Source organism: Flavobacterium sp. KH_001 (assembly GCF_057840745.1).
In genome coordinates this window covers 42,227-67,762 of sequence record NZ_CM174520.1, presented here as the reverse complement: position 1 = coordinate 67,762, position 25,536 = coordinate 42,227, and the positions used below count along the sequence as shown (strand labels likewise).

Genomic DNA, 25,536 nt, shown 5'->3' with positions numbered 1-25,536 from the left:
CTGTTTAAAATTTAATATCCAATCCAAATGTGAATGTTTTTGATTGTGGATACCCGTTTCCAAGAGTATACCCCATTTCATCTACCTGAGAAGCATCTGCAACTACTTTAGAACGTTGCCATTGATATGGATTTAAAATTGTTCCATAAACACGCACTCTAGAAATATGCATTTGATCTAAAACACGATTTTTGTCAATTGTATATCCAAGAGTAGCATTTGATATTTTCCAATAATCACCACTTTCTTTCCATAAAGACTGACCACTTCTAAATCTGTAGTAAGGAGTAGTATTAGGAAGAGCTGGATATAAAGCCGGATAGCGTACTCCTGCTGCACCATCTCCGGGATTCTGCCAAAATGATAAATTACTTAGATCTTGTAGTCCTGCAGTAGCCCAATCAGTACCTCTGTCATAATTGTCCAAATATCTTTGTGTAGATGAATCTATAATATCAGAACCAAAAGAGAATTGACTGTAGGCTTGTAAATACCATCCTTTGTATCTTAAATTCAAATTAAATAAACCTGTGAAATCTGGTGTTGGCTTAAATGAAGTATCTAATTTGTAATCGCCGGCTTCATCTAACAAATAATCACCATTGTAATCTTTCCATATCGGTGTACCTGGTGCAATAGTTCCCCAGGCAGATTTGCCGTGCAGTACTTCTCCCGTATATGGATTTACTGGTAACTGGCTTAGATAATCTATAATATACTCATTCTGGAATTGAACAGGAAGAATTAATGGCATCCCAACTACGTATCCATAATCTCTACCTCTGTTTGCATCATATCCGTAATAATCTTTGTTTCCGTTAGGAAGCTTTGTTACGTAATTTTTATTTTGACTAACCCCTGTAGTTACCTCCAGTTTCCAAGGATTTGATGCTGAGAAAATTTGGAATTTAACCATTGATTCCCAACCGTAATTCATTACTCCCGCTATATTTGATTTGGCCTGATTGAAGCCTGAATAAGCTGGGAAAGGTGTTTCGAATAATAGATTCTCTGTTTTTTTATTATAGGCATCAAAAGTTACATTGATACGATTATTAAACAAATCTAAATCGAAACCAATATCCCATTGTTTTGCACTTACCCACGATAGATTAGGATTTCCAATAGTATTATAATCTGTTACGACTCCTGTTGTACCGCCATAAGTAGAGACATTCATTAAGTTAGACCATAATGGATTTCCACCATATCCTAATTTATAAGATCCGTATCTCAAAAAATTCTCGTCAATTTCATTTCCATTTACACCATAACTGGCTCTTAGTTTTCCATAACTTATAATGTTTTCTCCCCAACTTTTGATGAAAGACTCATCAGAAAAAACCCAGCCTAATGCCACAGAAGAAAAATTAGCATAACGAACATCTTCACCAAAACGAGAAGAACCATCCCTACTAAAGGCAACGTCAACCATATAACGATCTTTGTAACGATATCCTACACGGCCAAAATAAGATAGCAAAGCATTGGATTCGATACTTGTGTAACCATTAATTTGATCCTGCGTATAACGATTATTAATAACCTTGATAGCGTCTACACCAAATCCTTTGGCATACATAAACATATCTTCATATTTATTATAATCCGTTTTTTGTCCTAATACAGCCGTAACGGTATGTTCGCCAAATTTTTTCAAGTAATTAACATAAAGATCTGAAGACAAATTTTTGCGGTTATACAAAGCGTAAGAGGCAAAACCGTCGCCATCTTCACGCACTGTCGAAGGTTCATAATAATTTTTCTTTTCAGAACTATACACATAATTAAATTGGGCATTAACAGAAAAGGCAGAAGTGAAATCATATTTCATGAAATCAGAAAAGGTCACTTGTGTGACTTCATCAGTATTCAGTTTTTCTGATAATTCTCCTTGTAGCGATTTCCTTTTAGCATCAGAAATATAAAATAAAGAAGAATTTAAGTTTGAAGGGTCAGTAGGTAATGTGTTGTTAAATTGAAAATTTCCACCATCCGGATTTCCCTGACCTGTTTGATTTTCAGTTAGTACTAAATTCACACGAAATTGATTGTCAAAATTTTGGCCAACTTTAGAATTGATATTTCCTGAAAAAGTATAACGCTTAAAACCTGAATTTTTAATAACTCCCTCTACATTATCATATCCTAATGATAATCTATAGTTAGTCGATTCTGATCCGCCTCGCATACCTAAATTATACTTATTAGAAATTCCCGTTCTATAAAATAATCCCTGATAATCTACTTTATTATTAAATGCCGGATTCAAACTGTCAGATAGAACCATCGGAATATGGGATGTTTGTAAGTCATCAGATTTCCACCATTTGTTTACCATGGCCATCTTAGCGTTTCTTTCGGCAGATCCAATGTTCATTGGTACTAAATCCGGAATAGGAGATAGTCCTGTGTTTAATGAAAAAGTAAATTCAGGTCTGTCCAATGCCCCTCCTTTTTTGGTAGTAATGATAATAACCCCATTAGCACCTCGTGAGCCGTAAATAGCGGCTGCAGAAGCATCTTTTAAGAAATCTATTTTTTCAATATCATTTGGATTCAAAGAAGCTAAAAAGTCTGTGTTGGAAGTATTGTATCCTGCTAAATCTTCTAAAGAAGTCTGTACTCCGTCAATTACATAAAGCGGGCTGCTGTATCCTGAAGACATGCTTGTATTTCCGCGTATAACCAAAGATCCTCTTCCTCCTGGAGCCCCCGTTTGAGTAGGAGTTTGTACTCCGGTCGCTAAACTACCAATGATAGAAGAAACACTAATTACCGGAATATCCTGTAAGTCTTTGCTGGTAATAGTGGATACTGCTGCATTTACATTTTTTTTATGGACTTTTTGATATCCAATAACAACAACGTCTGTTAAATCGTTTTGAGCAGATTTAAGTTTAATGTTGTAATTTTTTTGAGTGCCAACCGTAATCTCTTTGTTTTGATAACCAACAAAAGAGATAAGTAAAACATCTCCTTCTTTTGCAGCTATAGAAAAACTTCCGTCTACATCTGTAATGGCTTGTATGGAACTGCCTTTTACTTTAACAGTTGCTCCTGATAAATTTTCACCTAATTCACCCAAAATTTTCCCGGTGATGGGATTGTCAATTTTGGAGGTAATTAGTTTTCCTTCGGGTTTTGATTTCTCAGGAAGTTTCATCAAAATATCTTTCTTTGAATCAGAAGATAATTTTGATGTATTTCCAAAAGAAGAAATAGTAAATAAGAATGCAAAAAAGAATATTGCTTTCTTTTTCATCAAAAGAAATATTTTTTTTTGTTTGGTTAATAGCCCAGCCGGAGCCGGGTCAAATTGGTTTCTCATAAATTGGTTGTTTAAGTGGTTTATAAATATGGTTTAATTAAATGTTTGATGTAATAACAGTTCGCCCTGTGGGCTCGTTGTTGGCGATTTTAATTAGGTTGAAATCAAAAAATAGAAGCATGGTGAGTACTGCTCATTTTTGATATTTATTTGTTTAATTATTTTAAAAAAAAGCATAGAAAGGGCAATAAGCAAACCGTTTTCGGTTTAACTTTCTTAAAATCAGACAGTAAATAGAGATGGCTATTTAGGCTTGTTCTTACTTTTTAATCGCCCTAGTTTTTCTCCTGAAAAACTTAACTTTTTTACTTAGGTTCTCCCTTCTCAGGCTGTAAACTTTCCAATATTGGCGTTTCTAAAGTTCCTACTGAAGTTTGTACTTTGTCATTTTTCTGCTCAAAAATTACAATATCATTAGCACCTTTTTTCAACCAACATCCTGGGAGATATAAGGTTTGTTGAGGTCCAACACTCCAATATCGGCCAATATTGATTCCGTTTACAAAAACGATTCCTTTGCCCCAATCGCGCATGTCAAGGAAAGTGTCACCTACTGTACTCAGATTAAAAGTTCCCTGATATACTGTTGGTCTTCCAGCTTTTGCGTTATTTTTAGCATCGGTTAAATTAGGAACTACATCCATTGGCAGCTGATACATGTTCCAATCTCCGGTAATTGTTTGTCCGTTGATAATTACAGGTGAAATAATTCCTTTGGTACTGTTTATAATATCTGCTCCATAATTAATACGCCCCATATTTTCAACAATGATATCCAAAGTGGCATTAAAAGGAACATCAATCGTACAATCATATTTTTTATAGTAACGATTCAGCTCAGCTACTTTTACTCCATTCACATATACAATTGCATAATCACGAAGCCCTTTTAACTCTAGTGTTCCACTAATAGGCTGTTTGAATTTTTTACTGTACCAAACATAGCCATGACCTTGATTTAAATCTTCAAAAGTCAAAGGAGAATCTGCATTAACTGGTTTTACTTTACTTTTTAAATATTCGAGACTAACGGCTTTGGTTAGTTTAATATTTGGAATTGAAATTACCGGAATCTTTGCAGGAACTGCTGGTGTTTTAGGATTTTTTAGTAGCTCGCGTAATGCATTATATTTTTCTGTTCCCCAACCTGCTTCGCTTATTGGAGCATCATAATCATATGTAGTTAAATCTGGTTGAATATCGTGATTTCCATCATAATTTGCCCCGGAGGTAAAACCGAAATTAGTTCCTCCATGCACCATATAATAGTTAAAAGAAATCCCTGCATCAAGATATTTTTGAGTTTGTTTTACTACACTTTCGGTAGAAACTTTCGGGAATTCTTCAGCCCAGTGATCTAACCAGCCCGGATAAAATTCAGCGACCATATACGGACCTTTTCCATCGTTATATTTATTGACAACTTCTTTTAGTTTAGCTACGTCATCTTCACCATTTGCTGTTGGTAAAGCTCCCGGAAGGGCACCGCCTTCAAATAACCAGCTACCATCCGAAGTAAAGAAAGGAACGTTGAAACCTACATCTTTCAGTTGTTGAAAAACCGCTGCACTGTATTTTTTATGTTCTTCTAACGGAATATCTTTTCGTTGCGCTACATAGGAACCGAATTCATTTTCCCCCTGAACCATAATTATTGGGCCTCCATTACTAACCAATAAATTCTTCACCTGTCCATAAAGTGCGGTAAAGTAAGATTTTGTCGCAGCTAAATATTGAGGATTATTACCACGAATAACCATTCCCGGAACATTTCGTAAAAACCATGGATATCCACCAAACTCCCATTCAGCACAAACATACGGCCCCGGACGTAAAATGACATACAAACCTTCTTCCTGAGCAATCTTTATATATTCGGCAATATCTTTATTACCCGTTTTAAAATCCCAAACACCTGGTGCTGTTTCATGATAATTCCAAAAAACATAAGTTGCCACAGCATTTAGTCCCATGGCTTTCATCATTTGCAAACGATGACGCCAATAGGGCTTAGGAATACGTGCATAATGCATTTCTCCACTATGAATCTGAATTGGTTTTCCATCTAAAACAAAATTACCATCCGCAATAGTAAAAGTGTGTTTAGTTTGCCCTTTTGCGTTTACTGCTAGCAAAAGAAAGAGAAATAGGGTAAAAAGATTTTTTTTCATGTAACTATTTAATTGTAATGGATACCAACGAACCATCGGTTATTTATTATTTTCTACTTAGAATCAAAGACAATTTCTTTTTGAGAAATTTCAGTGTCTTGTAGTGAAACTGAATTGTTTTTTTTGTTTTTAGGTAGGACTGTACACTGTCCATAAGTTTAATTTGGGTTTTTGCTCTTACCAGATTCTGATCTTCGTATGTTGTTGCATAATAACGATCATTATTTAAGTAATCTCCTAAGAAGCGACATGCTTGCTCGAAAAGAATCAGGGGTAAACTTAGATGGATGTTTTTTGCTTCTTTATCCGACATAAAAGAAGAGGCTACATTTACATAGGCTTTCATAAAGGCCTCATAAATTTCTATATCAAAAGATACTTTGGACAGATCCTTTTCTTCTTCAGTTGCTGTGTTAGTTCCTGTTCTTAAAGTGTCACCTATATCGTGAAAAATACTTCCTGGCATTATGGTGTCAAAATCAATCATACATAGTATATTTTTGTTTTGATCAAAAAGCATGTTGCCTATTTTAGTGTCATTGTGTACTACTCTCAGAGGTATTGTTCCTGTATTTATATCACTAGCAACATCCTGTATGTGTTTAAAATTAGATTCTAAAAACGCAATTGATTCTTTTGCTTCTAATAACCTTTTCGGAGAAGCTTTTTTTATACTTTCCTTAAAGTCAGAAAATCTTTTTATGGTATTATGAAAGTCCGGGATTGTGTATTCCAACTCCGAAACAGGAAAATTAAGCAATGCCGTATGAAACTTTGCTAAATAAGCACCTACCTGGCTAGCAACCGCATCTGAGTCAATTCGATCCAGGACCAAAGAAGGGATATACGTTGAAAGCTGCCAAATCGCTTGGTTTTGTTCCGAATAAAAATGGCCATTTCTATTTTCGATAAATGTCAAAGTAAAAAAACCGTTTGCATTTAGATAGCAAGTAGTTTTGATCTTATTGTTCAACAAAGCTTTTATGTTTGGGAACACGATTTGGTTGATCTTTTGCAAAATATATTCAGCATCGGCAGTCTTAATTTTATAAGTGCTATTAATCAAGCCAATATCGATGACAGTGTAGGCAATTATAGGTTTGTCCGGATAAAAATCCTGAAAGACAGTTTGAATTAATTGTTCCATACTATCATTTGATGAATGCCGTTAGTATGCGTTTTTTTTGTCTCTATTTCAGCCAAATCTTTATAAGTTATATAAGTAATGCCAGTCTGTTTGTAATGCTTATTTAAAATTTCAATATTTGATTTTCTAGTTTGTAACTTTTTAAAGGCTCCGTGTTGTGTTACAATAACTACGGCTAATTCTGCTAATTTTCGCTTCATCTACTTTGGTTATGCTTTATTAATATAAATCTTTGGTTGTTCTATTTTAGTTTATAGGATAATTTAGAAGTAAAATCTTGTTATTGAAGAATTTACTCTTTGTTTATTTCGAGTGTTAATCTTAAAAAAAAAATTAACAAATTAATAATAATTCCCTCCCTTTTTTAACAAATATTAATCTTCAAAAAGGCCTGTTATTTTGGACTTTTTCCCATATTAAAAAAATGAGTAAAAAAAGACTTTAATTAATAATTATCTATTTTCATAAAAAATCTAAAAAACCATACTTAATTGCTGTTTTATTTGTTTTTAAATTAAAAATATGAACTAGTTGTTCGTAATTTAATGACTAAACTATATATTTTTTTTAAATAAAAAAAGAAAATATTAAAAAATGTGTTCGAACACATTAAATTTATGTGCACGAGCACATTAAATACGCCAAATAACAACATCCAACCTTTTTTTCTGGTTTTTTAACTTTTTACAAATAACAAGAAAAAACTTTCTTTATACTTGCAGGAGATTTTTTAAATGAACGGTTAGAAAAAAGTATATTCGTAATGCGAAGGTTTTTACTGAAATGGAAAAAAAAAGTTGATTTTTATTGTTTTTTGATGTTCTAACTAAGAGTGAGTTTTGTTGTTTAGAGATTGAGAGAATGAAAGAGAAAATCTTTATCGGTATTTTGAAGGCATTAGAATAGATAGGAGGAGGTAAAAAGCATTTTGTGGCTCAATGTGTTTTCGGATGATTTTGCGTTGGAATAAAGATCTAACAGTATTTATTGTTTCAATGTATTAAAGTATGAAATGAAAGGTATGTTTGTATTAACGGACTCTAATCTTTCTTGAGGATTTAAAATTAATCAGTCGAAAAAAAGCACAAAAAAAACCTATTTCAAACGAAATAGGTTTTTTGTTTAGTGACCACGGTGGGATTTGAACCCACACGCCCTTACGAGCACCACCCCCTCAAGATGGCAAGTCTACCGTTTCTCCACGTGGCCAAAAAATAAAAAAGGTCAAGTAATATAAATTACTCGACCTTTTGTGACCCGACTGGGGCTCGAACCCAGGACCCCATCATTAAAAGTGATGTGCTCTACCAACTGAGCTATCGAGTCATTGCTTTCAAGAAACTTATGTTGTTAATCACATATTTTGTGACCCGACTGGGGCTCGAACCCAGGACCCCATCATTAAAAGTGATGTGCTCTACCAACTGAGCTATCGAGTCATTATGTTTCTTGAATGCGGGTGCAAATATAAGGAGTTTATTTTATTATTTGCAAGCATTTTTATTATAAATTTGTCTTTTTTTAACCAATGTTTACAACGCCCTAGTTTATAGGGTTTTATTAGAATGAAAAAAATCGTCTTATTGGGATATATGGGTTGCGGAAAGTCAACTATTGCCCAAAATCTTTCAAAAATTATAAATATTCCGTTTTTAGATTTGGATAAATGCATCGAAAAAAGAGCAAATTTGTCCATAAATGAAATTTTTGAGCAACATGGAGAAATCTATTTTAGAAAATTAGAACACGAAATGTTTGTTGAATTACTTCAATCTTCAGAAAATAACATTATCGGATTGGGTGGAGGAACTCCATGTTACGCTAATAATCATTTGTTGCTTCAAAGAGATGATATTGTATCGATTTATTTAAAGGCTTCAATAGCCACTTTATATAATAGATTAGTCCACAATAAAAGTAAACGTCCTTTGATTGCGAATATGGATGAAGAAGAAATGAAAGAATTTATCGCAAAACATTTATTCGATCGTAGCTTTTATTACAACCATGCGCAACATAAGGTTGTGGTTGATGATAAGACGGTCGAAGAAACGGTTGAGGATATTACAGCTTTATTAGCTTAAAAAGGCATAATCACCTTCTTTGTTGTCAAAAACAACCTGAACATGCTCGAGTAAAGAAGTCGAAAGCGAAATGCCTTTAAAATCGGCTTTTACAGGGTATTTTTTATGGTTTCTGTCTACAAGTACTGCTGTTTTGAATTTCTTAAGCGGAACGTCTAAGAAATGACGAACAGCATAAATTAATGTTGTACCTGAGTTTAAGACATCATCAACTAATACTAGACCTTTGTTTTGGTATTCTTCTTTAGTTAAAGAGGTCTGAATTGGTAATTGTGGATTTTGTTTGTCAACCTTAACTTCGCAAGTAGAAACTTTAAGTGTTGAAATAGTGCTCAATGCAATGGCAATTTTTTCGGCAAAAATAGATCCGTTAGAAGCAATTCCGGCAATTACAACTTCTTCTTCATCAACAAAAGTCTCGTAAATTTGATAGGCGATACGTTTGATTTTGTGTTCGATTTCCTGATTCGTTAAGATGATGTTTTTGCTCATGATTTATTTTTTTTGCTAAAGTACAAATAAGAATTTTAGATTTTAGATTTTAGATTTCAGTTTTTGAAATGGAATTTGGGTTTTTTAAATTGGAATTTACTCCGTTTCCTCCTCATCAAAAATCTCGTTTCCATACTCGTCGATATCTCTTCGGTCTTTTTTGGTCGGTCTTCCTGTTCCGCTTTTTCTATAATGCTCCTTAGATAGTTTTAATAATTCTAAATGTGCATAAGCCTCTGCTGGTGTTTCGTTTTTACGATATATATCAACCAATTTTGCTCCAACGCGACTTTCAGGAATATCGAGTACAGTAATTATTTGCGTAATCTGATCTTTTCTGAAGGTGATTCTGTCTGTTGGGAAAACTTCCTTAGATGGTTTTGCAACCTGCCCGTTTACTGTAATATGGTTCTTTTTGCATGCCTCTGTTACCATGTTTCTAGTCTTGTAATAACGCACGCACCATAGGTATTTATCTATTCTCATAATTTTTCTAAAATCGAAGTTAAATTCTTTACAAAAATAAATCAATATTGTATCTTGCGCACCTAAAAAATTAACAATAATGAATAAATTTAAATATTATTTTATTTTATTGCTTGCAGGTGTTTCTTTGGTTTCTTGTAATAAAAGTGATGATGATGAAGTGGTTGTAGTGCCTTTGCGTGATTACAAAGAGCAATATAAGGCAGATAATGATTCGATTGAGAAATATTTAAAAACTAATTATATAATAGTTGATAAAGTAACTTTTGATGTAGAGATAAAAAAAATCCCAGCAGGAGGAACACAGATTTCTATTTGGGATCAACAAGAGTATCCTCTTGAACATAGAGATGTTTATAATCGTGACATTAATTATAAAGTTTATTATCTTACACTTAACAAAGGAATAGGTCAATCGCCTTGTAATACCGATCTTGTTTATACTTCATACAAAGGAAACTTATTAGACGGGACCGTATTTGATCAGTCATATGGTTTAGGTGTTGGTTTTGATTTATATGTTTATGCACCTCGTCCAGTAATTGACGGATGGGGAGAGATTTTTCCGCAATTTAAAACAGGTACTTCGACTGTTGCTGCTGATGGAGTTATAACATATGAAAATTACGGCGCAGGAGTTATGTTTTTACCTTCAGGGCTTGGTTATTTTGGTATTACACAAACTGGTATTCCTACATATTCTCCACTTGTGTTTAGTTTTAAGCTGTTTGATCTTCAAAGGTTGGATCATGATTTTCAAGTAGTAGGAGGGCAGAGAACAGGTGCTCCGGACGGTGTTCTGGATTATTATGAAGATATTAATCACGATGGTTATAATTATAATTTGGAAGATAAAGTAAGGTTTCCAAATATGCCTAAAGAATTAATTGATGATACTGATGGTGATGGAATAGCTGATTTTATGGATTTTGACGATGATGGAGATGGATATGCTACCCGATTTGAAATAACAAAACCAGAAGGTGCTCCCGTTACAGGTATAAGTAAATATTACCCTTTTGATCCTATAGCAGATAATCCAAAGACGCCAAATACAGATGAAACGGAAACTTACGGAATCCCTGCATTCTCTGCAGCTGGAACCCCGGATTATACATCTCCAGGAAGAAAAAGAATTCATGTTGATAAGGATCATCATTCTGCTAAATAAAAAAAAATATTCAATAATTTGAATTTTGACTAGTCCTAAATAATCGATACAGATTATTAGACAAATATCTTTAATTAAACACCTGTAAGAACTTTTTTTACAGGTGTTTTTCTTTTATAAGTTCTCATCTGTATTATGTTTTGTTGGTGCATTTGATTAGGGGTGAGCATATAATTAGAGTAATGTGGTCTTTTATTATTATAAATATCAATTGCATTTTTCACTAGCGCCTTCATCACAGCAATCTGCTGATTAAACTTATCAATATTAAATTCTTGTTTTAGAATTCCATTTATTCTCTCTGCCACTGCATTTTCATATGGATCCGAGTTTTGAGTCATGCTGCATTTTATATTGTTTTGATTTAATAGTTTTTGATATTGATCAGAACAATACTGTAGTCCTCTATCGGAATGATGGATTAATACTGAGTCTTTATCACTGCGTTGTTTTATTGCATTTTTTAAAGCCGTTAAGGTACTTTGAGTATTCATGTTATCTGCCACATTAAAGCCCATTATTCTTTTAGAGTAAGCATCTGTTATTAGACTTAAATAACAAGGATTATCTCTTTTCCCAATATAAGTTATGTCTGATACCCAGACTTGCTCAGGTCTGCGGATCTGTAAATCTAATATTTGATTTTGATGCTTTCTAAATCGGTGATGAGAGTTTGTTGTTATGTGATAAGAACGTTTAGGCATTATCAACAAATGATTTGCTCTAAGTATATTGATAAATTTATCTCTACCGATTTTGAGTTGATGCAATTGAACTTTTAAAAGATAATACAGTTTTTTTGCTCCTATTCGGGGCATTGTCTGTCTAATTCCAAGAACCAGGCTGATAACTTCTGAAGCCAGATGCTGTCTGGAACTGGTTCTTTTTATTCTTCGATAATAAACCTGTCTGTCTATCCCGAACAAAGTACAGGCAAACATTATTGTTTGTTGATGTTCTTCTTTAAAATGGTCGATTGTTCGGGTGGTGAGTTTTTTCGGATGTCAATTTGATATTCTTTTTCAGCTATATCAATCATCATATCAAAAATAATAGCCTTTTTATCAGCAACATAAGCCTGCTGTTCTAAAAATGCTTTTTGTCTTTCTAATAACTTCACTTTGGCTTCAAGTTCCATTATTTTTTGTTCAGGAGATTTTGACATAGTAAGAGGTGTTTGATTGTCCCAATCAAAGTTACCAAATTTCCGAAGCCATTGAACGATTGTAGAACGGGACTGAATGGCATAATCTTTTTTAACTTGCGAAATTGAAGTTCTCCCTTGTTCTATTTCCTGAACAATTTGAAGCTTAAAAGCCATAGTGTAATCTTTCTGTGTACGCTTTACATAGCGCAATTGTTGATCTTTTTCCATAATGATACTTTTTGTGTATCGCTATTTCAGGACAAGACATTTTAGATATAAAAAAACCTCGAAAGTGATTTCGAGGTTTTTTTTATAAAGTAAGAAATTTGAAATTATTTTCTTTTGATAACTCTTTCTACAGCTTCAACAATCGCCTGATTGTTTAATTTGTATTTTTCCATTAATTGCTCTGGAGTTCCAGATTCACCAAAACTATCGTTTACAGCTACAAATTCTTGTGGAGCAGGAGTGTTTAAAGCTAAAACTCTTGATACACTTTCTCCAAGACCTCCAAGAATGTTGTGTTCTTCAGCAGTTACTACACATTTAGTTTTAGCTAATGATTTAAGAATTGCTTCTTCATCAAGTGGTTTGATAGTGTGAATGTTGATTACTTCGGCAGAAATTCCTTTTGCTTCTAAAGCTTCAGCAGCAATAAGCGCTTCCCAAACTAAGTGTCCTGTTGCAACGATTGTTACATCAGTTCCTTCGTTTAATAAAATTGCTTTTCCAATTACGAATGGCTCATCAGCAGGAGTGAAGTTAGGTACTACCGGACGTCCGAAACGTAAATAAGCTGGACCGTGGTGATCTGCCAATGCTAAAGTAGCTGCTTTAGTTTGGTTGTAATCGCAAGTATTGATTACTGTCATTCCTGGTAACATTTTCATTAAACCAATATCTTCTAAGATTTGGTGTGTTGCTCCATCTTCACCTAGTGTTAAACCAGCGTGAGAAGCACAAATTTTTACATTTTTATCAGAGTAAGCAACTGACTGACGAATTTGATCGTAAACTCTTCCTGTAGAGAAGTTAGCAAAAGTTCCTGTAAATGGAATTTTTCCTCCAATTGTTAAACCTGCAGCAATACCAATCATGTTAGCTTCTGCAATTCCAATTTGGAAAAAACGCTCTGGGTGATTTTTTTTGAAATCATCAAATTTTAATGATCCAATTAAGTCAGCGCATAACGCCACAACGTTTTCGTTTTTTTGACCTAGTTCAGTCATTCCCGCTCCAAATCCTGAACGTGTATCTTTACTTCCTGTATTTGTATATTTTTTCATTTTTGTCTTTTATGAGATGCTAAGTTTCTAAGTGGCTAAGATTCTGAGTTTTGAACTGAAAACTGCACACCGAGACTGCACACTTTTTTAATAGTCGATTTGATCTGCAGAATAGTTTTGAGCTAAAGCACTTGCTAACTGATCGTTGTTAGGTGCTTTACCATGCCAAGCATGTGTGTGCATCATAAAGTCAACACCATTACCCATTTCAGTGTGTAATAAAATGCAAACTGGTTTCCCTTTTCCTGTTCTTGATTTAGCATCATTTAAACCTGCTAAGATTGCGTCGATGCTGTTTCCTTCTTTAATTTCTAGAACGTCCCAGTCAAAAGCTTCGAATTTAGCACGAAGACTTCCCATTGCTAAAACTTCGTCAGTTGTTCCATCAATTTGTTTTCCGTTAACGTCGATAGTTGCGATAAGGTTGTCTACTTTTTTAGCAGAAGCATACATAATTGCTTCCCAGTTTTGACCTTCTTGTAATTCACCATCACCGTGTAAAGTATAAATTAAATGATTATCACCATTTAATTTTTTAGCCTGTGCAGCACCAAGAGCTACAGATAAACCTTGTCCTAATGATCCAGAAGCGATACGAACTCCAGGTAAACCTTCGTGAGTTGTTGGGTGTCCTTGTAAACGAGAATTTAATAATCTAAAAGTTGCAAGTTCTGAAATAGGAAAATAACCGCTACGTGCTAAAACGCTATAGAATACTGGAGAAATATGACCGTTTGAAAGGAAGAAAATGTCTTCTCCAATTCCGTCCATATCAAAACCTTCTTTGCGGTCCATAATATTTTGGTATAATGTTACCAAAAATTCAGTGCAACCTAAAGAGCCACCTGGGTGACCTGAGTTGACAGCATGTACCATTCGAAGAATATCTCTTCTTACTTGGATTGTTAAATCGCTTAATTGTTGTGTGTTAGGCTTCATTTTATATGTAAAAGTTAAACTGGAGCAAAAGTAATCGTTATTTTGCGGGCTGACAAATGATTTTTTGCTTTAGTTTGTCGGAATTGTTAAATTCCACCGCTTTTTTTATTGATTCTAAAAAAAAGGCTTAAATGTTTTAGATTTATTGAATGAGACCATTTAATCGCATTGTTTTTTATTGAAAGTTTAATAAAAAAAAGCCCCTTTTAGGGACTTTAATTTCATTTAGGGATTTATTTAATAGCAAGTTAATTAGTATCTCCTTCACTATAGAAGTTGTTTTCTTCATCTTCGGAGCCAATTTCCTCTTGTTGGTCATCAAGTTCTGAGCCCGGAATGTCTAAGTCATTTCCGAGTTTATCGCTGTTTTGTTTCCATTCATGATTATCTTGATTAACAATTCTTTCTCCGGAAATATCTTCCGGATCAATGTCTTCTAGTTTGTCTTCCTGATTGTAAATATCTTCATTTGCCGGGTAATCTAAATTTTCAAGATTTCTTTCGATTTGATCTTCTTTTATTGGATTGTTATCTTCTGAATTTATCATGATTTCTATATTTTAAATGGATGTTAATTTCGTTTTTCAATTTCATTAAAATTACCGAATCAATGCCGTTATAATGTTACATATTCGTTATGAATTTGTTGTAACTTTTACATTCGATTGTTTCTTGAAAACGCTCAGGTCTTTGCGTTAGGGATAGAAGCGGCATCTCCCGATTTAGAAAAACAAGGCTTTTTAGCCGTAGTTTTTGTTAATCGGGAATATAGCGGATAGCCCGACCGGAGGGAACGCCCAATGAAATTAAAGTTTCAGGTTTTCTTTGTTTCAAGTTTCAAGTTGATCATTATCTCATTTTCTAATTGACAAATTATCTAATTACTTAATTTTCCCTGAAATTAGCTTATCTTTGCCGACTGAAAAAAGAAACAGATGAAGTTTGATTTATTACAAAAAGATCCGCAATCAAAAGCGAGGGCGGGGAGTATTACTACAGATCACGGCGTAATTGAAACGCCTATTTTTATGCCTGTTGGAACGGTTGCTTCGGTAAAAGGAGTGCATCAGCGTGAATTGAAAGAAGATATTAATCCGGATATTATTCTTGGAAATACTTACCATTTATATTTACGCCCACAGACTGAAATTCTTGAAAAAGCCGGAGGATTGCATAAATTCATGAACTGGGATCGTAATATTTTGACTGATTCTGGAGGTTATCAGGTATATTCTCTTTCGAATAATCGTAAAATTAAGGAAGAAGGAGTGAAGTTTAAGTCGCATATTGACGGTTCGTATCACTTTTTTACGCCAGAAAATGTAATGGAAATTCAGCGTACTATTGGAGCAGATATTATCATGGCTTTTGATGAGTGTACGCCTTATCCTTGTGATTACAGATACGCACAACGTTCAATGCATATGACGCACCGTTGGCTGGATCGTTGTATTAATCATTTAGATAAAGTGCCTTATAAATACGGTTATGAGCAAACGTTTTTCCCGATTGTTCAGGGAAGTACTTATAAAGATTTACGTCGTCAGTCGGCTGAATATATTGCAAATTCCGGGCAACAAGGAAATGCTATTGGTGGATTATCAGTAGGAGAACCAGCGGAAGAAATGTACGCTATGACCGAAGTGGTTTGTGAAATTTTGCCGGAAGACAAGCCTCGTTATTTAATGGGCGTTGGAACTCCAATAAATATATTAGAAAATATTGCGTTAGGTATTGATATGTTTGACTGTGTGATGCCAACGCGAAATGCCAGAAATGGAATGTTGTTTACAGCGAACGGAACTATCAATATCAAAAATAAAAAGTGGGAGGCTGATTTTTCTCCAATTGACGAAATGGGACACACCTTTGTAGATACAGAATATACAAAAGCTTATTTACGCCATTTATTTGCTGCTAATGAATATTTAGGAAAACAAATTGCGACTATTCATAATCTTGGCTTCTATATGTGGTTGGTTCGCGAAGCTAGAAAACATATCTTAGCAGGAGATTTTAGACCATGGAAAGAAATGATGGTTAAAAATATGAGCCAAAGATTATAAAAGAGTTTCAGGTTATTTTTGTTTCAGGTTTCAGGTTCAGTTGAGAACGTGAAACCTGAAACTTGAAACTTGAAACTTTTAAACTTGAAACTAAAAGTTTTATGCTGACTATAATAGATAAGTATATTTTAAAAAGATATTTAGCCACTTTTTCGGTGATGCTATTATTATTTGCTCCTATTGGGATTGTTATTGACGTTTCTGAAAAGGTAAATAAAATGTTAGAAAACAAGATTCCGTTTATGGATATTGCGTTCTATTATTACAATTTTACGATCTATTTTATCAATTCATTATTCCCGATATTTTTATTTTTATCGGTGATTTGGTTTACTTCAAAATTGGCCAATAATACAGAGATTATTGCTATTTTGAGCTCTGGAATTTCGTTTACAAGGTTTTTAAGACCTTATATTATTGGCGCAACGATCGTTTCTATTTTTGTGCTATTAATGGGATTCTTTATTGTGCCTGCAGCCAGTGAAGGCTATAATAATTTTAGATATACTTATTTAAAAGGAAACGGGAAAGAGCTCATGCGGGGCGAAAACACAAATGTTTACAGGCAAATTAATGACAATGATTTTATTTTTGTAAACAGTTTTCAGGAAGAATCTAAAACAGCTTTTAATTTTTCATTAGAGCATTTTGAAAAAGAAAAACTGAAATACAAAATTACAGCCAGCCGTATTAAATGGGACCCGAAAAAGAAAACCTATATTTTGTATGATTATACAAAAAGAACCGTTGGTGAATTGGGTGATATTATCGAAAAAAATCCTGAAAAAAGTATTCCTTTTAAGTTCGAATTAGAAGATCTGACACCTGTAGTTTATATCGCTGAGACTTTGAGCCTTGGTAAACTGTATAAGTTTATTGATAAGGAAAGAAAAAGAGGCTCCGGAAATATTAATACCTATTTAGTTGTTCTTTATAAAAAATATAGTGTACCGGTTTCTGCTTTTATTTTAACCATTATCGCTGTTGCAGTTTCGTCTATGAAACGACGCGGGGGTATGGGGATGAATCTTGCCATTGGAATTGCAATTGCCTTCTCTTTTGTGTTTTTTGATAAAATCTTTGGTACACTTGCCGAAAAATCTACTTTCTCACCTTTATTAGCTGTCTGGTTCCCAAATATGGTTTTCGGAATTTTGGCAGTTTACCTATTACGTAATGCGAAACGATAATTTAAAAAGTTACTTAAATCTTCATTTAATTGTTTTTATCTGGGGTTTTACTGCCATTTTGGGCGCTCTAATCACCATTGATGCTGAAAATTTAGTTTGGTTCAGAATGCTTATTGCCGGAATTTTTCTTGCTGGATTTATAGTTTATAAAAAACAATCTTTTGCAATATCAGCCCAGTCTTTTGCCAAGTTAATTTTTGTCGGATTGCTGATTGCCATGCACTGGATTTTCTTTTTCAAGGCAATTCATGTTTCTAATGTTTCAATAACACTTTCGATATTTTCATTAGGTGCTTTTTTTGCTTCTTTACTGGAACCGCTCTTTTACGGGAGAAAAATATTGTTATATGAGGTTTTCTTCGGATTGATAATTATTGCTGGTTTAACTATGATTATGCAAGTTGAAGTTAAATACCTGAATGGAATGTATTATGCGTTGGCTTCGATCATTTTGGGAGTTTTATTTACCTTAATGAATGGGAAATTAATCTCTGATCACGAACCGTCTGTTATTACATTTTATGAATTTGGAGCGGGAGTTTTCTTTATTTCTATTTATTTTTTAGTACAAGGAAAATTCACTGCAGACTTTTTTACAATGTCATTAAATAATTGGATTTTATTGCTTGTTTTAGCGTCTGTTTGTACGGCTTATGCTTTTACGGCTTCTGTAAAAGTAATGCAGAAATTAACTCCCTATACCGTAATGTTAACGACTAATTTAGAGCCGGTTTACGGAATTATGTTAGCTTATTTTATTCTGGGAGGAAAAGAAAAAATGAGCACGGAATTTTATATTGGTGCCCTGATAATTGTAATTACAGTTATCTTAAACGGCGTTTTTAAACATTATAAAAATAAGAAAGAACTGTAATAGTTTACTTATTTTTAAATCACAATTTGATACTTTACTAACAATTAACTGTGCCAATGATATAATATTTTTATATTTGCGGTTCGATTTACAAACAAAATTCAAAAATCCATGGAATATTTAGATTTTGAGCTTCCAATCAAAGAACTTGAAGAACAGCTGGAAAAGTGTGTTATAATTGGAAAAGAATCTGATGTTGATGTAACACCTACCTGCAAGGAAATCAACAAAAAATTAGAGCAAACAAAGAAAGAAATATATAAAAACCTTACGGCTTGGCAACGTGTTCAGCTTTCAAGGCACCCAAACAGACCTTATACCTTAGATTACATCAGAGCGATCTGTGGTGATACTTTCTTAGAACTTCATGGAGACAGAGGTTTTAAAGATGATAAAGCAATGGTTGGCGGATTAGGAAAAGTAAACGGACAATCGTTTATGATTGTTGGTCAGCAAAAAGGTTTTAATACAAAAACACGTCAGTATCGTAATTTTGGTATGGCAAATCCTGAAGGATACCGTAAAGCTTTGCGTTTAATGAAAATGGCAGAGAAGTTCGGAATTCCGGTTTTGACTTTAGTAGATACTCCGGGTGCATATCCAGGACTTGAAGCTGAAGAAAGAGGGCAAGGAGAAGCTATTGCAAGAAACATTTTTGAAATGGTTCGTCTGCAAGTTCCAATTATTACCATTATTGTGGGTGAAGGAGCTTCAGGAGGAGCTTTAGGAATAGGTGTTGGAGATAAAGTATACATGTTAGAGAATACCTGGTATTCTGTAATTTCTCCAGAATCATGTTCTTCAATTTTATGGAAAAGCTGGGAGTACAAAGAACGTGCTGCCGATGCATTAAAATTGACTTCATCTGATATGAAAAGACAAAAACTAGTTGATGATGTTATTCCGGAACCACTAGGAGGAGCGCACTATGATCGCGAGACTACTTTTAAAACAGTTGCCGAATACATTACCAAAGGATATAATGAATTGAAAGACTTATCAACAGCCGACTTAATTGCCCAAAGAATGGACAAATACAGTAATATGGGCGAGTATAAAGAGTAAATTCTTACAAGATTAATTAAAATCCGAAGCCTTACAGTTTCGGATTTTTTTTTGGTTATGAACAAAAAAATCTTATTTATAAACAATTAATAGTTATAACTCGATAGCAATTTTTTTTTAAATTTTGTTACTTTCGCTATATGGAAAATTTCAAAAACATAAACCCTGTAAAGGTAGATAAAACCACAATTATTAATTTAGAAAAAGGAAAATTACCTCCGCAAGTGCTTGATTTAGAAGAGGCTGTACTTGGGGCAATGATGATTGATAAAAAAGGGGTAGATGATGTAATTGATATTTTACAACCCGATGCATTTTATAAAGATGCTCATAAATTTATTTTTGAAGCAATCGTTCAGCTTTTTACAGATACACAGCCAATTGACTTGTTAACGGTTTCAGCTCAGCTGAAAAAAAATGGAAAATTAGATTTAGCCGGAGGAGATTTCTATTTAATTCAGCTTACACAAAAAATAGCGTCTTCAGCGCATATTGAATTTCACTCCCGTATTATTCTTCAGAAATTTATTCAAAGAAGTTTAATTAGAATTTCATCTGAAATTATCGAAGCGTCTTATGATGAAACTACAGACGTATTTGATTTGTTAGATCAGGCCGAATCAAAATTATACGAAGTAACGCAAGGAAATATTAAACGTAGTTCTGAAACTGCACAAAGTTTGGTTTTGCAGGCTAAGAAACGTATTGAAGAAATTTCTAAGCAAGAAGGTTTGAGTGGTGTTGAAACCGGTTTTACCAATTTGGATAAACTTACTTCAGGATGGCAGCCGAGTGATTTAATTATCATTGCAGCAAGACCTGCGATGGGTAAAACGGCATTTGTACTTTCAATGGCCCGAAATATTGCCATCGATTTTGGACACCCGGTAGCCTTGTTCTCTCTGGAGATGGCATCAGTTCAGTTGATTACGAGGTTAATTTCGTCAGAAACAGGATTGTCATCAGAGAAACTGCGTACGGGTAAATTAGAACCTCACGAATGGACTATGTTGAGTACCAAAGTGAAGAATTTAGAAAAAGCGCCCTTGTTTATTGATGATACACCATCACTTTCTATTTTCGATTTAAGAGCAAAATGCCGTCGTTTGGTTTCTCAGCACGGAATTAAAATCGTAATTGTCGATTATTTGCAATTAATGACCGCCGGTGGAAATGCTAAAGGAGGAGGAAACCGTGAGCAGGAGATATCTACAATTTCCCGAAACTTAAAGGCCTTGGCAAAAGAGTTAAATGTGCCTGTAATTGCACTTTCTCAGTTATCGCGTGCGGTTGAAACTCGTGGAAGCAGCAAGCGTCCGTTGCTTTCGGATCTTCGTGAATCTGGAGCGATTGAGCAGGATGCTGATATTGTTTCGTTCTTATACCGACCTGAGTATTACAAAATTGATGAGTGGGATGATGATGAGGCTTCACCAACTGCTGGACAGGCTGAAATTATGATCGCGAAACACCGTAATGGTGGTATCGAAAACGTTCGTTTGAAATTCTTGGGGCACCTTGGTAAATTTGATAATCTTGACGATTTTTCAGGTAGCTATGATGATTTACCTTCTAAAATGAATCATGAGGATAATCCGTTTATAACTAAAAATCTGCCTTCACCAAATGAAGCTTTTGGCAGTAATCTGAATGATGACGATGATGATAGCGATGTTCCGTTTTAATGTAATATAGAAGATATAACACAAAAAAATCTTTATTAGTTAAGTACTTATAAAGATTTTTTTGTGTTTAATACGATTTATTCTTCTTTATAATTTTACATATTAGTATGTTTTATATAAAATTATTTCGGTAGTTTAGCAAAACCATTAACAAATCAAATCTTATTAACTAAAAATTGTAAATTATGAATGAAGAAACTTTTCCGGGACCTATTGAAATTTCTAAAGCAACTGCTACTGAATGGGAAAAAAGGTATCAGGATGATGCAACGGTTGAAGATGCAAAGAATAAAGTAAAGGCTTATTTAATTCCAAGAGAAACTTTGGAAAAAGTATTAGAGTTAAAAACGGAAGCTGTTTGGGCCTATATGGGGATTAACGACCAGAAAGAAAAGACTTTACTTTTTGTTGGAGCAGAATATGATCCGGAAACAAAGAAATATATTAATGTTTACGGACCACCAAGTTCGGGTGAGAATAAATCTGCCGATGCACCTGGAGAAGTTGTATATGATGGTGTTCGTCCAAGCCCTCCAATGTAATTTTAAATAGGATTTAGAGGTGTATGACTTTTTTGTTTACTCTGTGTATTTAGTTTTACTGGTAAATCTTATACTATATTCATTTAGCTTTTTCCGAAAGGAAAAAGCTAATGTTTTTTTTGTGTCTTATTTGTTTTTCTCATTTGTGATGCAATTTTCAATGGAAGTAATGTATCATCTTAAAGTAAATAACTTACCTGTTCTTAATACGTTTTTTATTGGACAGATGATTCTGTTAGGATTGTTTTATAATTCATTACTAAAGTTAAAAATCCAAAAACTATTTGTAAAAGCTTGTATCGTTGTTGGATTGTTGATTTTAGTTATACAATTTGCTTTAGATCCGAGTCAATTTTTGAAATTTAATTTGTTTGAAATTGCTTTGACATGTTTGCTTATTGTTGTTTTTGCTTTGCTTCACCTTTATAATATGCTCACAGAAGGTAAAATGTATTATTATGCTAGTATTGGTATCATAATTTACTTATTTGCCAGTACAGTATTATTTTTAATTGGAAATCTTTCTTTTAGTCTGAGCGATGATTTAAAATATCTCATCTGGACCTTAAATGCTTTTTTAGCATTAGCTTACCAGTTTTTTATTTTATATGAATGGAAAGTAAGTTTTTATAACAAATCCTTGCGACCTTAAATTAATAATCTTGTAAAAGAATAGCACGATATGAATACCCATTCAATTCCTGAAAAAGAACTTGTTGCGATAATATTATACATTTCTCTTTTCTTTATAATAGTTGCTGTCGTATTAATAATATTCTTCTATTTTTCAAGAAAAAAAATAATTCAAAAAGAGCTTGAAAAAAAAGACTTAGTATTACAGTATCAAAAAGAACAATTACATGCCGTTCTTTTTACACAAGAAGAAGAACGAAAGCGTATCGCACAAGACTTACATGATGATATAAGTTCTAAACTCAACATTGTTTCCTTAAATACCCATTTACTTTCTGCTTCAAATTTAACCGAAGAAGAAACAAAAGAAATTACAGAAAACATTATCAATCTCACAGGGAAAGCATTAGAGAATTCTAGAAAAATTGCACATAATTTATTGCCTCCAGTTTTTGAGAAATTTGGGCTTAACGCCGGTGTTGAAGAGTTATGTGAAGAGTTTGAAAGTACTAAAGCTGTAAAAGTTCATTATAAAAATGAGATTGATTTTGATGAAAGTGACATCGATCGTCATTTGCACGTTTTTAGAATTCTACAAGAACTGATGAATAATTCATTACGCCACGGAAAAGCAACTGAAATTTGGATTTCTTTTAATACTATTTCAAATGTTCCCACTTGTAATTATGAAGATAATGGCGTTGGCTTCGATAGTAAAAATGTTGAAAATCAAAAAGGTCTGGGAATGAAAAACATTGATAGCCGAATTTCTTTTTTGAACGGTAGTATTCTGATTAACTCTCAAATTAATAAAGGATTTTCAGTGGTTTTTACTTTTTAAGCCAAAATTTAGCAATAAATCAGCTTTTAGCCCATTATGTCAAGCCTTTTGATGTTTTTTTAATTCATATTTTGTAATTTCGGAAAACCAAAAACCAAAAACAAATAAATAATGAGCCCGGCTATTAAAGTTGCTTTAGTTGACGATGAAGTTTTGTTCCGAAAAGGAATTGCTTTTTTATTACAGAGAGAAGATAATATTGAAATTATTTTTGAAGCTTCAAACGGAGAAGAACTTCTTTTTAGTTTAGAAGATAACGAGGTAAAGCCTGATATTATTATCATGGATTTAAAAATGCCCGTCTTAAATGGAGTGGAGGCTACTAAAATTCTCAGAAAATCTTTTCCTGACATTAAAATAATTGCTTTAACCAGTTATGATACTAAATCATTTATTGCAAACATGATTCAGGTAGGAGCAGTTGCTTATTTAATAAAAAATACAACTCCCAAAGATTTAATTCATACTATTAATGAAGTCGCAAAAAAAGGTTTTTATTACAATGAGAACGTCTTAAAAACAATTCAGGAAACTATTGTTTCGTCAAAAAACTCAAAAGGACATTTAGAAACCAGCTTTCTTTCTCCCAGAGAAGTAGAAATCCTTCAGCTTATTTGTCAGCAAAAAACAACTTCTGAAATTGCTGATCATCTTTTTTTGAGTCCAAGAACAGTAGAAGGTCATCGTAACAATTTATTACTTAAAACAGAATCAAGAAATATTGCTGGTCTTGTAGTATACGCTATTCAGAACGAAATTGCTTTTTTAACAATTTAAACACGCACTAACTTGTTAGAAATTGAATAGACAATACATAATATAGAATTATAGTAAGGACAAGTACACAAATCCCTATTTTTTGTAATAAATTTAATCCCTTTGGCTGGTTATTGCTCTCATTAAACTTCATGGTATGGTCTTTCATTTGATTAATAGTTTAATAATTTGGCTTTTCAAATGTAGATAGAAATTAATTATTTGAAATACGTATTTTTACGTGTTTTTAACTAAAATGCACAGTTGCTTTATTTGGTTTATTTAATTAATGTTTCTTCTTTCATAAAAGAACTTTATCTGTTGTGTTTTTTAAAGCTTCCTTTATATCTTTACTAAAACAATTTTCTAATGTATAAGAGTTCAGTCTATATTTTCATGCTGTTGCTTTCATTTACGGCAAAAGCTTCGTTTATTTTACTTCCAATGGATGAGACTACGCAGCAAAATCACTTAAAAGCATACGGAATTACATATTGGTGTTTAAGTAAGGATTATAAAGCCAGCTGGTTGCTTAATTATCGTGGAGGTTCATTTTTGTTACCAGATGCCGAAGAGATTCGTAAAGAATGCCAAATTCGTGGAGTAAGTTTTGAAGTACTTTCGGATAGCGAAGAAGCTTCTATCTTAAATGATATTTCGAGTCCTTCACAAAATATGGAATCTGTTATTCTGGAGAAAGCACCAAAAATTGCGGTTTATACTCCAAAAGGAAAACAGCCTTGGGATGACGCTGTAACACTGGTGCTAACGTATGCCGAAATTCCTTTTACACCAATCTATGATGAAGAAGTTTTAAGTGATCAATTGTTGCTTTATGATTGGTTACATCTGCATCACGAAGATTTTACCGGACAGTACGGTAAATTTTATGCAGCATATAAAAATACACCCTGGTATATTGACCAGAAAAAAGATGCGGAAGCTTTGGCCGCAAAATTAGGTTATAGCAAAGTTTCTCAGGAAAAAGGTGCTGTCGCTAAAAAAATTAGGGATTTTGTGATTGGAGGGGGTTTTATGTTTGCCATGTGTTCTGCAACAGACAGTTTTGATATTGCCCTTGCAGCCGATGGAGTAGATATTTGTGAAGCAATGTTTGATGGTGACGCGAGTGATTCGAACTATCAGGCAAAATTAAATTTCGGAAATTCATTTGCTTTTAAGGATTTTACATTAGAAAGAAGACCAGAACAGTATGAGTTTTCAGATATCGATATGACCTTGAAACGTAAAATTCCTGTAGAAAAAGATTATTTTTCTTTAATGGAATTTTCTGCAAAATGGGACCCAATCCCTAGTATGCTTTGCCAAAATCATACACAATTGGTAAAAGGATTTATGGGGCAAACTACTTCATTTGATTCAGCATTGATAAAATCAAATATATTAGTAATGGGCACTTGCGAACTTAATGGTGAGGCCAGATATATACATGGAGAAAAAGGGAAGGGGATGTTTACCTTTTTTGGGGGCCATGATCCCGAGGATTTTCAGCATCAGGTTGGAGATCCGCCAACAGTTTTAGATCTACACCCAAATTCGCCTGGATATAGATTGATCTTAAATAATGTATTATTTCCTGCAGCTAAAAAGAAAAAACTAAAAACATAAA

At 33.5% G+C, this 25,536-nt stretch carries 23 protein-coding genes and 3 tRNA genes; 12 read left to right on the top strand and 14 right to left on the bottom strand.

The annotated features are described in order from the left end of the window. Positions 1-4: 4 nt before the first annotated feature. The 7 genes from AC3ITQ_RS00315 to AC3ITQ_RS00285 all read right to left on the bottom strand — a co-directional run bounded on the left by AC3ITQ_RS00315 (position 5) and on the right by AC3ITQ_RS00285 (position 8,088). Complete coding sequence (locus AC3ITQ_RS00315; RefSeq protein ID WP_489236331.1) at positions 5-3,331, bottom strand: SusC/RagA family TonB-linked outer membrane protein; 3,327 nt, start codon at positions 3,329-3,331, stop codon at positions 5-7. Between the two features lie 305 nt (positions 3,332-3,636). Further along, positions 3,637-5,502: a glycoside hydrolase family 35 protein gene (locus AC3ITQ_RS00310; protein WP_489236330.1), complete on the bottom strand. Its 1,866-nt coding sequence runs from the start codon at positions 5,500-5,502 to the stop codon at positions 3,637-3,639. 46 nt (positions 5,503-5,548) lie between these two features. Further along, positions 5,549-6,649 carry a phosphotransferase enzyme family protein gene (locus AC3ITQ_RS00305; protein WP_489236329.1) on the bottom strand — a complete coding sequence of 367 codons (1,101 nt, stop codon included), beginning with the start codon at positions 6,647-6,649 and terminating at the stop codon, positions 5,549-5,551. Next, on the bottom strand, positions 6,637-6,849 hold the full coding sequence (locus AC3ITQ_RS00300) for a hypothetical protein (protein WP_489236328.1): 213 nt from the start codon (positions 6,847-6,849) through the stop codon (positions 6,637-6,639). Before AC3ITQ_RS00300 ends, AC3ITQ_RS00305 begins: the two co-directional genes overlap by 13 nt. 926 nt (positions 6,850-7,775) lie before the next feature. After that, positions 7,776-7,858 (bottom strand) — tRNA-Leu (locus AC3ITQ_RS00295). A gap of 44 nt (positions 7,859-7,902) precedes the next feature. Further along, a tRNA-Lys gene (locus AC3ITQ_RS00290) sits at positions 7,903-7,975 on the bottom strand. Positions 7,976-8,015: 40 nt separating this feature from the next. Beyond that, positions 8,016-8,088, bottom strand: a tRNA-Lys gene (locus AC3ITQ_RS00285). 126 nt (positions 8,089-8,214) lie between these two features. On the opposite strand from AC3ITQ_RS00285, the gene AC3ITQ_RS00280 reads away from it, so the two are divergent. Continuing rightward, the gene (locus tag AC3ITQ_RS00280; RefSeq protein WP_375034649.1) at positions 8,215-8,733 is read left to right on the top strand and encodes a shikimate kinase; all 519 of its coding nucleotides are present in this window, start codon (positions 8,215-8,217) and stop codon (positions 8,731-8,733) included. Here AC3ITQ_RS00280 and AC3ITQ_RS00275 read toward each other — a convergent pair. Then, positions 8,725-9,225: a phosphoribosyltransferase domain-containing protein gene (locus AC3ITQ_RS00275; protein WP_194658473.1), complete on the bottom strand. Its 501-nt coding sequence runs from the start codon at positions 9,223-9,225 to the stop codon at positions 8,725-8,727. The genes AC3ITQ_RS00280 and AC3ITQ_RS00275 overlap by 9 nt on opposite strands. Before the next feature lie 96 nt (positions 9,226-9,321). After that, on the bottom strand, positions 9,322-9,711 hold the full coding sequence (locus tag AC3ITQ_RS00270; RefSeq protein WP_072974177.1) for an RNA-binding S4 domain-containing protein: 390 nt from the start codon (positions 9,709-9,711) through the stop codon (positions 9,322-9,324). 79 nt (positions 9,712-9,790) lie between these two features. Here AC3ITQ_RS00270 and bamM point away from each other — a divergent pair, with 79 nt between their 5' ends. Beyond that, a complete protein-coding gene (gene bamM, locus AC3ITQ_RS00265; RefSeq protein WP_489236327.1) occupies positions 9,791-10,882 on the top strand; it encodes a BamM family beta-barrel-assembly machinery protein in 1,092 nt (363 codons plus the stop codon). Positions 10,883-10,956: 74 nt separating this feature from the next. Here bamM and AC3ITQ_RS00260 read toward each other — a convergent pair whose 3' ends face one another. From AC3ITQ_RS00260 to AC3ITQ_RS00240, 5 genes are all read right to left on the bottom strand, one after another. Continuing rightward, on the bottom strand, positions 10,957-11,823 hold the full coding sequence (locus AC3ITQ_RS00260) for an IS3 family transposase (RefSeq protein WP_489234807.1): 867 nt from the start codon (positions 11,821-11,823) through the stop codon (positions 10,957-10,959). Next, positions 11,823-12,257, bottom strand: coding sequence for a transposase (locus AC3ITQ_RS00255; RefSeq protein WP_489234806.1), 435 nt, complete (start codon positions 12,255-12,257; stop codon positions 11,823-11,825). The genes AC3ITQ_RS00260 and AC3ITQ_RS00255 overlap by 1 nt, the downstream gene beginning before the upstream one ends. A gap of 104 nt (positions 12,258-12,361) precedes the next feature. Then, on the bottom strand, positions 12,362-13,315 hold the full coding sequence (locus tag AC3ITQ_RS00250; protein ID WP_489236326.1) for a transketolase family protein: 954 nt from the start codon (positions 13,313-13,315) through the stop codon (positions 12,362-12,364). 87 nt (positions 13,316-13,402) lie between these two features. Next, positions 13,403-14,254, bottom strand: coding sequence for a transketolase (locus tag AC3ITQ_RS00245; protein ID WP_375034646.1), 852 nt, complete (start codon positions 14,252-14,254; stop codon positions 13,403-13,405). 248 nt (positions 14,255-14,502) lie between these two features. Beyond that, positions 14,503-14,802 carry a hypothetical protein gene (locus tag AC3ITQ_RS00240; protein WP_375034645.1) on the bottom strand — a complete coding sequence of 100 codons (300 nt, stop codon included), beginning with the start codon at positions 14,800-14,802 and terminating at the stop codon, positions 14,503-14,505. A gap of 387 nt (positions 14,803-15,189) precedes the next feature. Between AC3ITQ_RS00240 and tgt the strand changes: the two genes are divergently transcribed. The 10 genes from tgt (at position 15,190) to AC3ITQ_RS00190 (ending at position 25,535) form a co-directional block, all read left to right on the top strand. Then, on the top strand, positions 15,190-16,320 hold the full coding sequence (tgt, locus tag AC3ITQ_RS00235; RefSeq protein WP_489236325.1) for a tRNA guanosine(34) transglycosylase Tgt: 1,131 nt from the start codon (positions 15,190-15,192) through the stop codon (positions 16,318-16,320). A 101-nt stretch (positions 16,321-16,421) separates the two neighbouring features. Beyond that, positions 16,422-17,510, top strand: coding sequence for an LptF/LptG family permease (locus AC3ITQ_RS00230; protein WP_375034643.1), 1,089 nt, complete (start codon positions 16,422-16,424; stop codon positions 17,508-17,510). Beyond that, a complete protein-coding gene (locus tag AC3ITQ_RS00225) occupies positions 17,497-18,384 on the top strand; it encodes a DMT family transporter (protein ID WP_489236324.1) in 888 nt (295 codons plus the stop codon). The genes AC3ITQ_RS00230 and AC3ITQ_RS00225 overlap by 14 nt, the downstream gene beginning before the upstream one ends. A gap of 111 nt (positions 18,385-18,495) precedes the next feature. Continuing rightward, positions 18,496-19,449, top strand: a complete 954-nt coding sequence (locus AC3ITQ_RS00220) for an acetyl-CoA carboxylase carboxyltransferase subunit alpha (protein WP_056190985.1) — start codon at positions 18,496-18,498, stop codon at positions 19,447-19,449. Between the two features lie 140 nt (positions 19,450-19,589). Then, complete coding sequence (gene dnaB, locus AC3ITQ_RS00215; RefSeq protein ID WP_375034641.1) at positions 19,590-21,134, top strand: replicative DNA helicase; 1,545 nt, start codon at positions 19,590-19,592, stop codon at positions 21,132-21,134. Positions 21,135-21,319: 185 nt separating this feature from the next. Beyond that, on the top strand, positions 21,320-21,676 hold the full coding sequence (locus AC3ITQ_RS00210; RefSeq protein WP_489236323.1) for a hypothetical protein: 357 nt from the start codon (positions 21,320-21,322) through the stop codon (positions 21,674-21,676). Between the two features lie 169 nt (positions 21,677-21,845). Beyond that, the gene (locus AC3ITQ_RS00205; RefSeq protein WP_489236322.1) at positions 21,846-22,328 is read left to right on the top strand and encodes a hypothetical protein; all 483 of its coding nucleotides are present in this window, start codon (positions 21,846-21,848) and stop codon (positions 22,326-22,328) included. A 30-nt stretch (positions 22,329-22,358) separates the two neighbouring features. After that, the gene (locus AC3ITQ_RS00200) at positions 22,359-23,150 is read left to right on the top strand and encodes a sensor histidine kinase (protein ID WP_489236321.1); all 792 of its coding nucleotides are present in this window, start codon (positions 22,359-22,361) and stop codon (positions 23,148-23,150) included. Between the two features lie 111 nt (positions 23,151-23,261). After that, positions 23,262-23,927 (top strand): response regulator, encoded by a 666-nt coding sequence (locus AC3ITQ_RS00195; protein WP_489236320.1) that lies wholly within the window; start codon positions 23,262-23,264, stop codon positions 23,925-23,927. A 348-nt stretch (positions 23,928-24,275) separates the two neighbouring features. Then, positions 24,276-25,535 carry an asparagine synthetase B gene (locus AC3ITQ_RS00190; RefSeq protein WP_489236319.1) on the top strand — a complete coding sequence of 420 codons (1,260 nt, stop codon included), beginning with the start codon at positions 24,276-24,278 and terminating at the stop codon, positions 25,533-25,535. Position 25,536 lies beyond the last annotated feature (1 nt).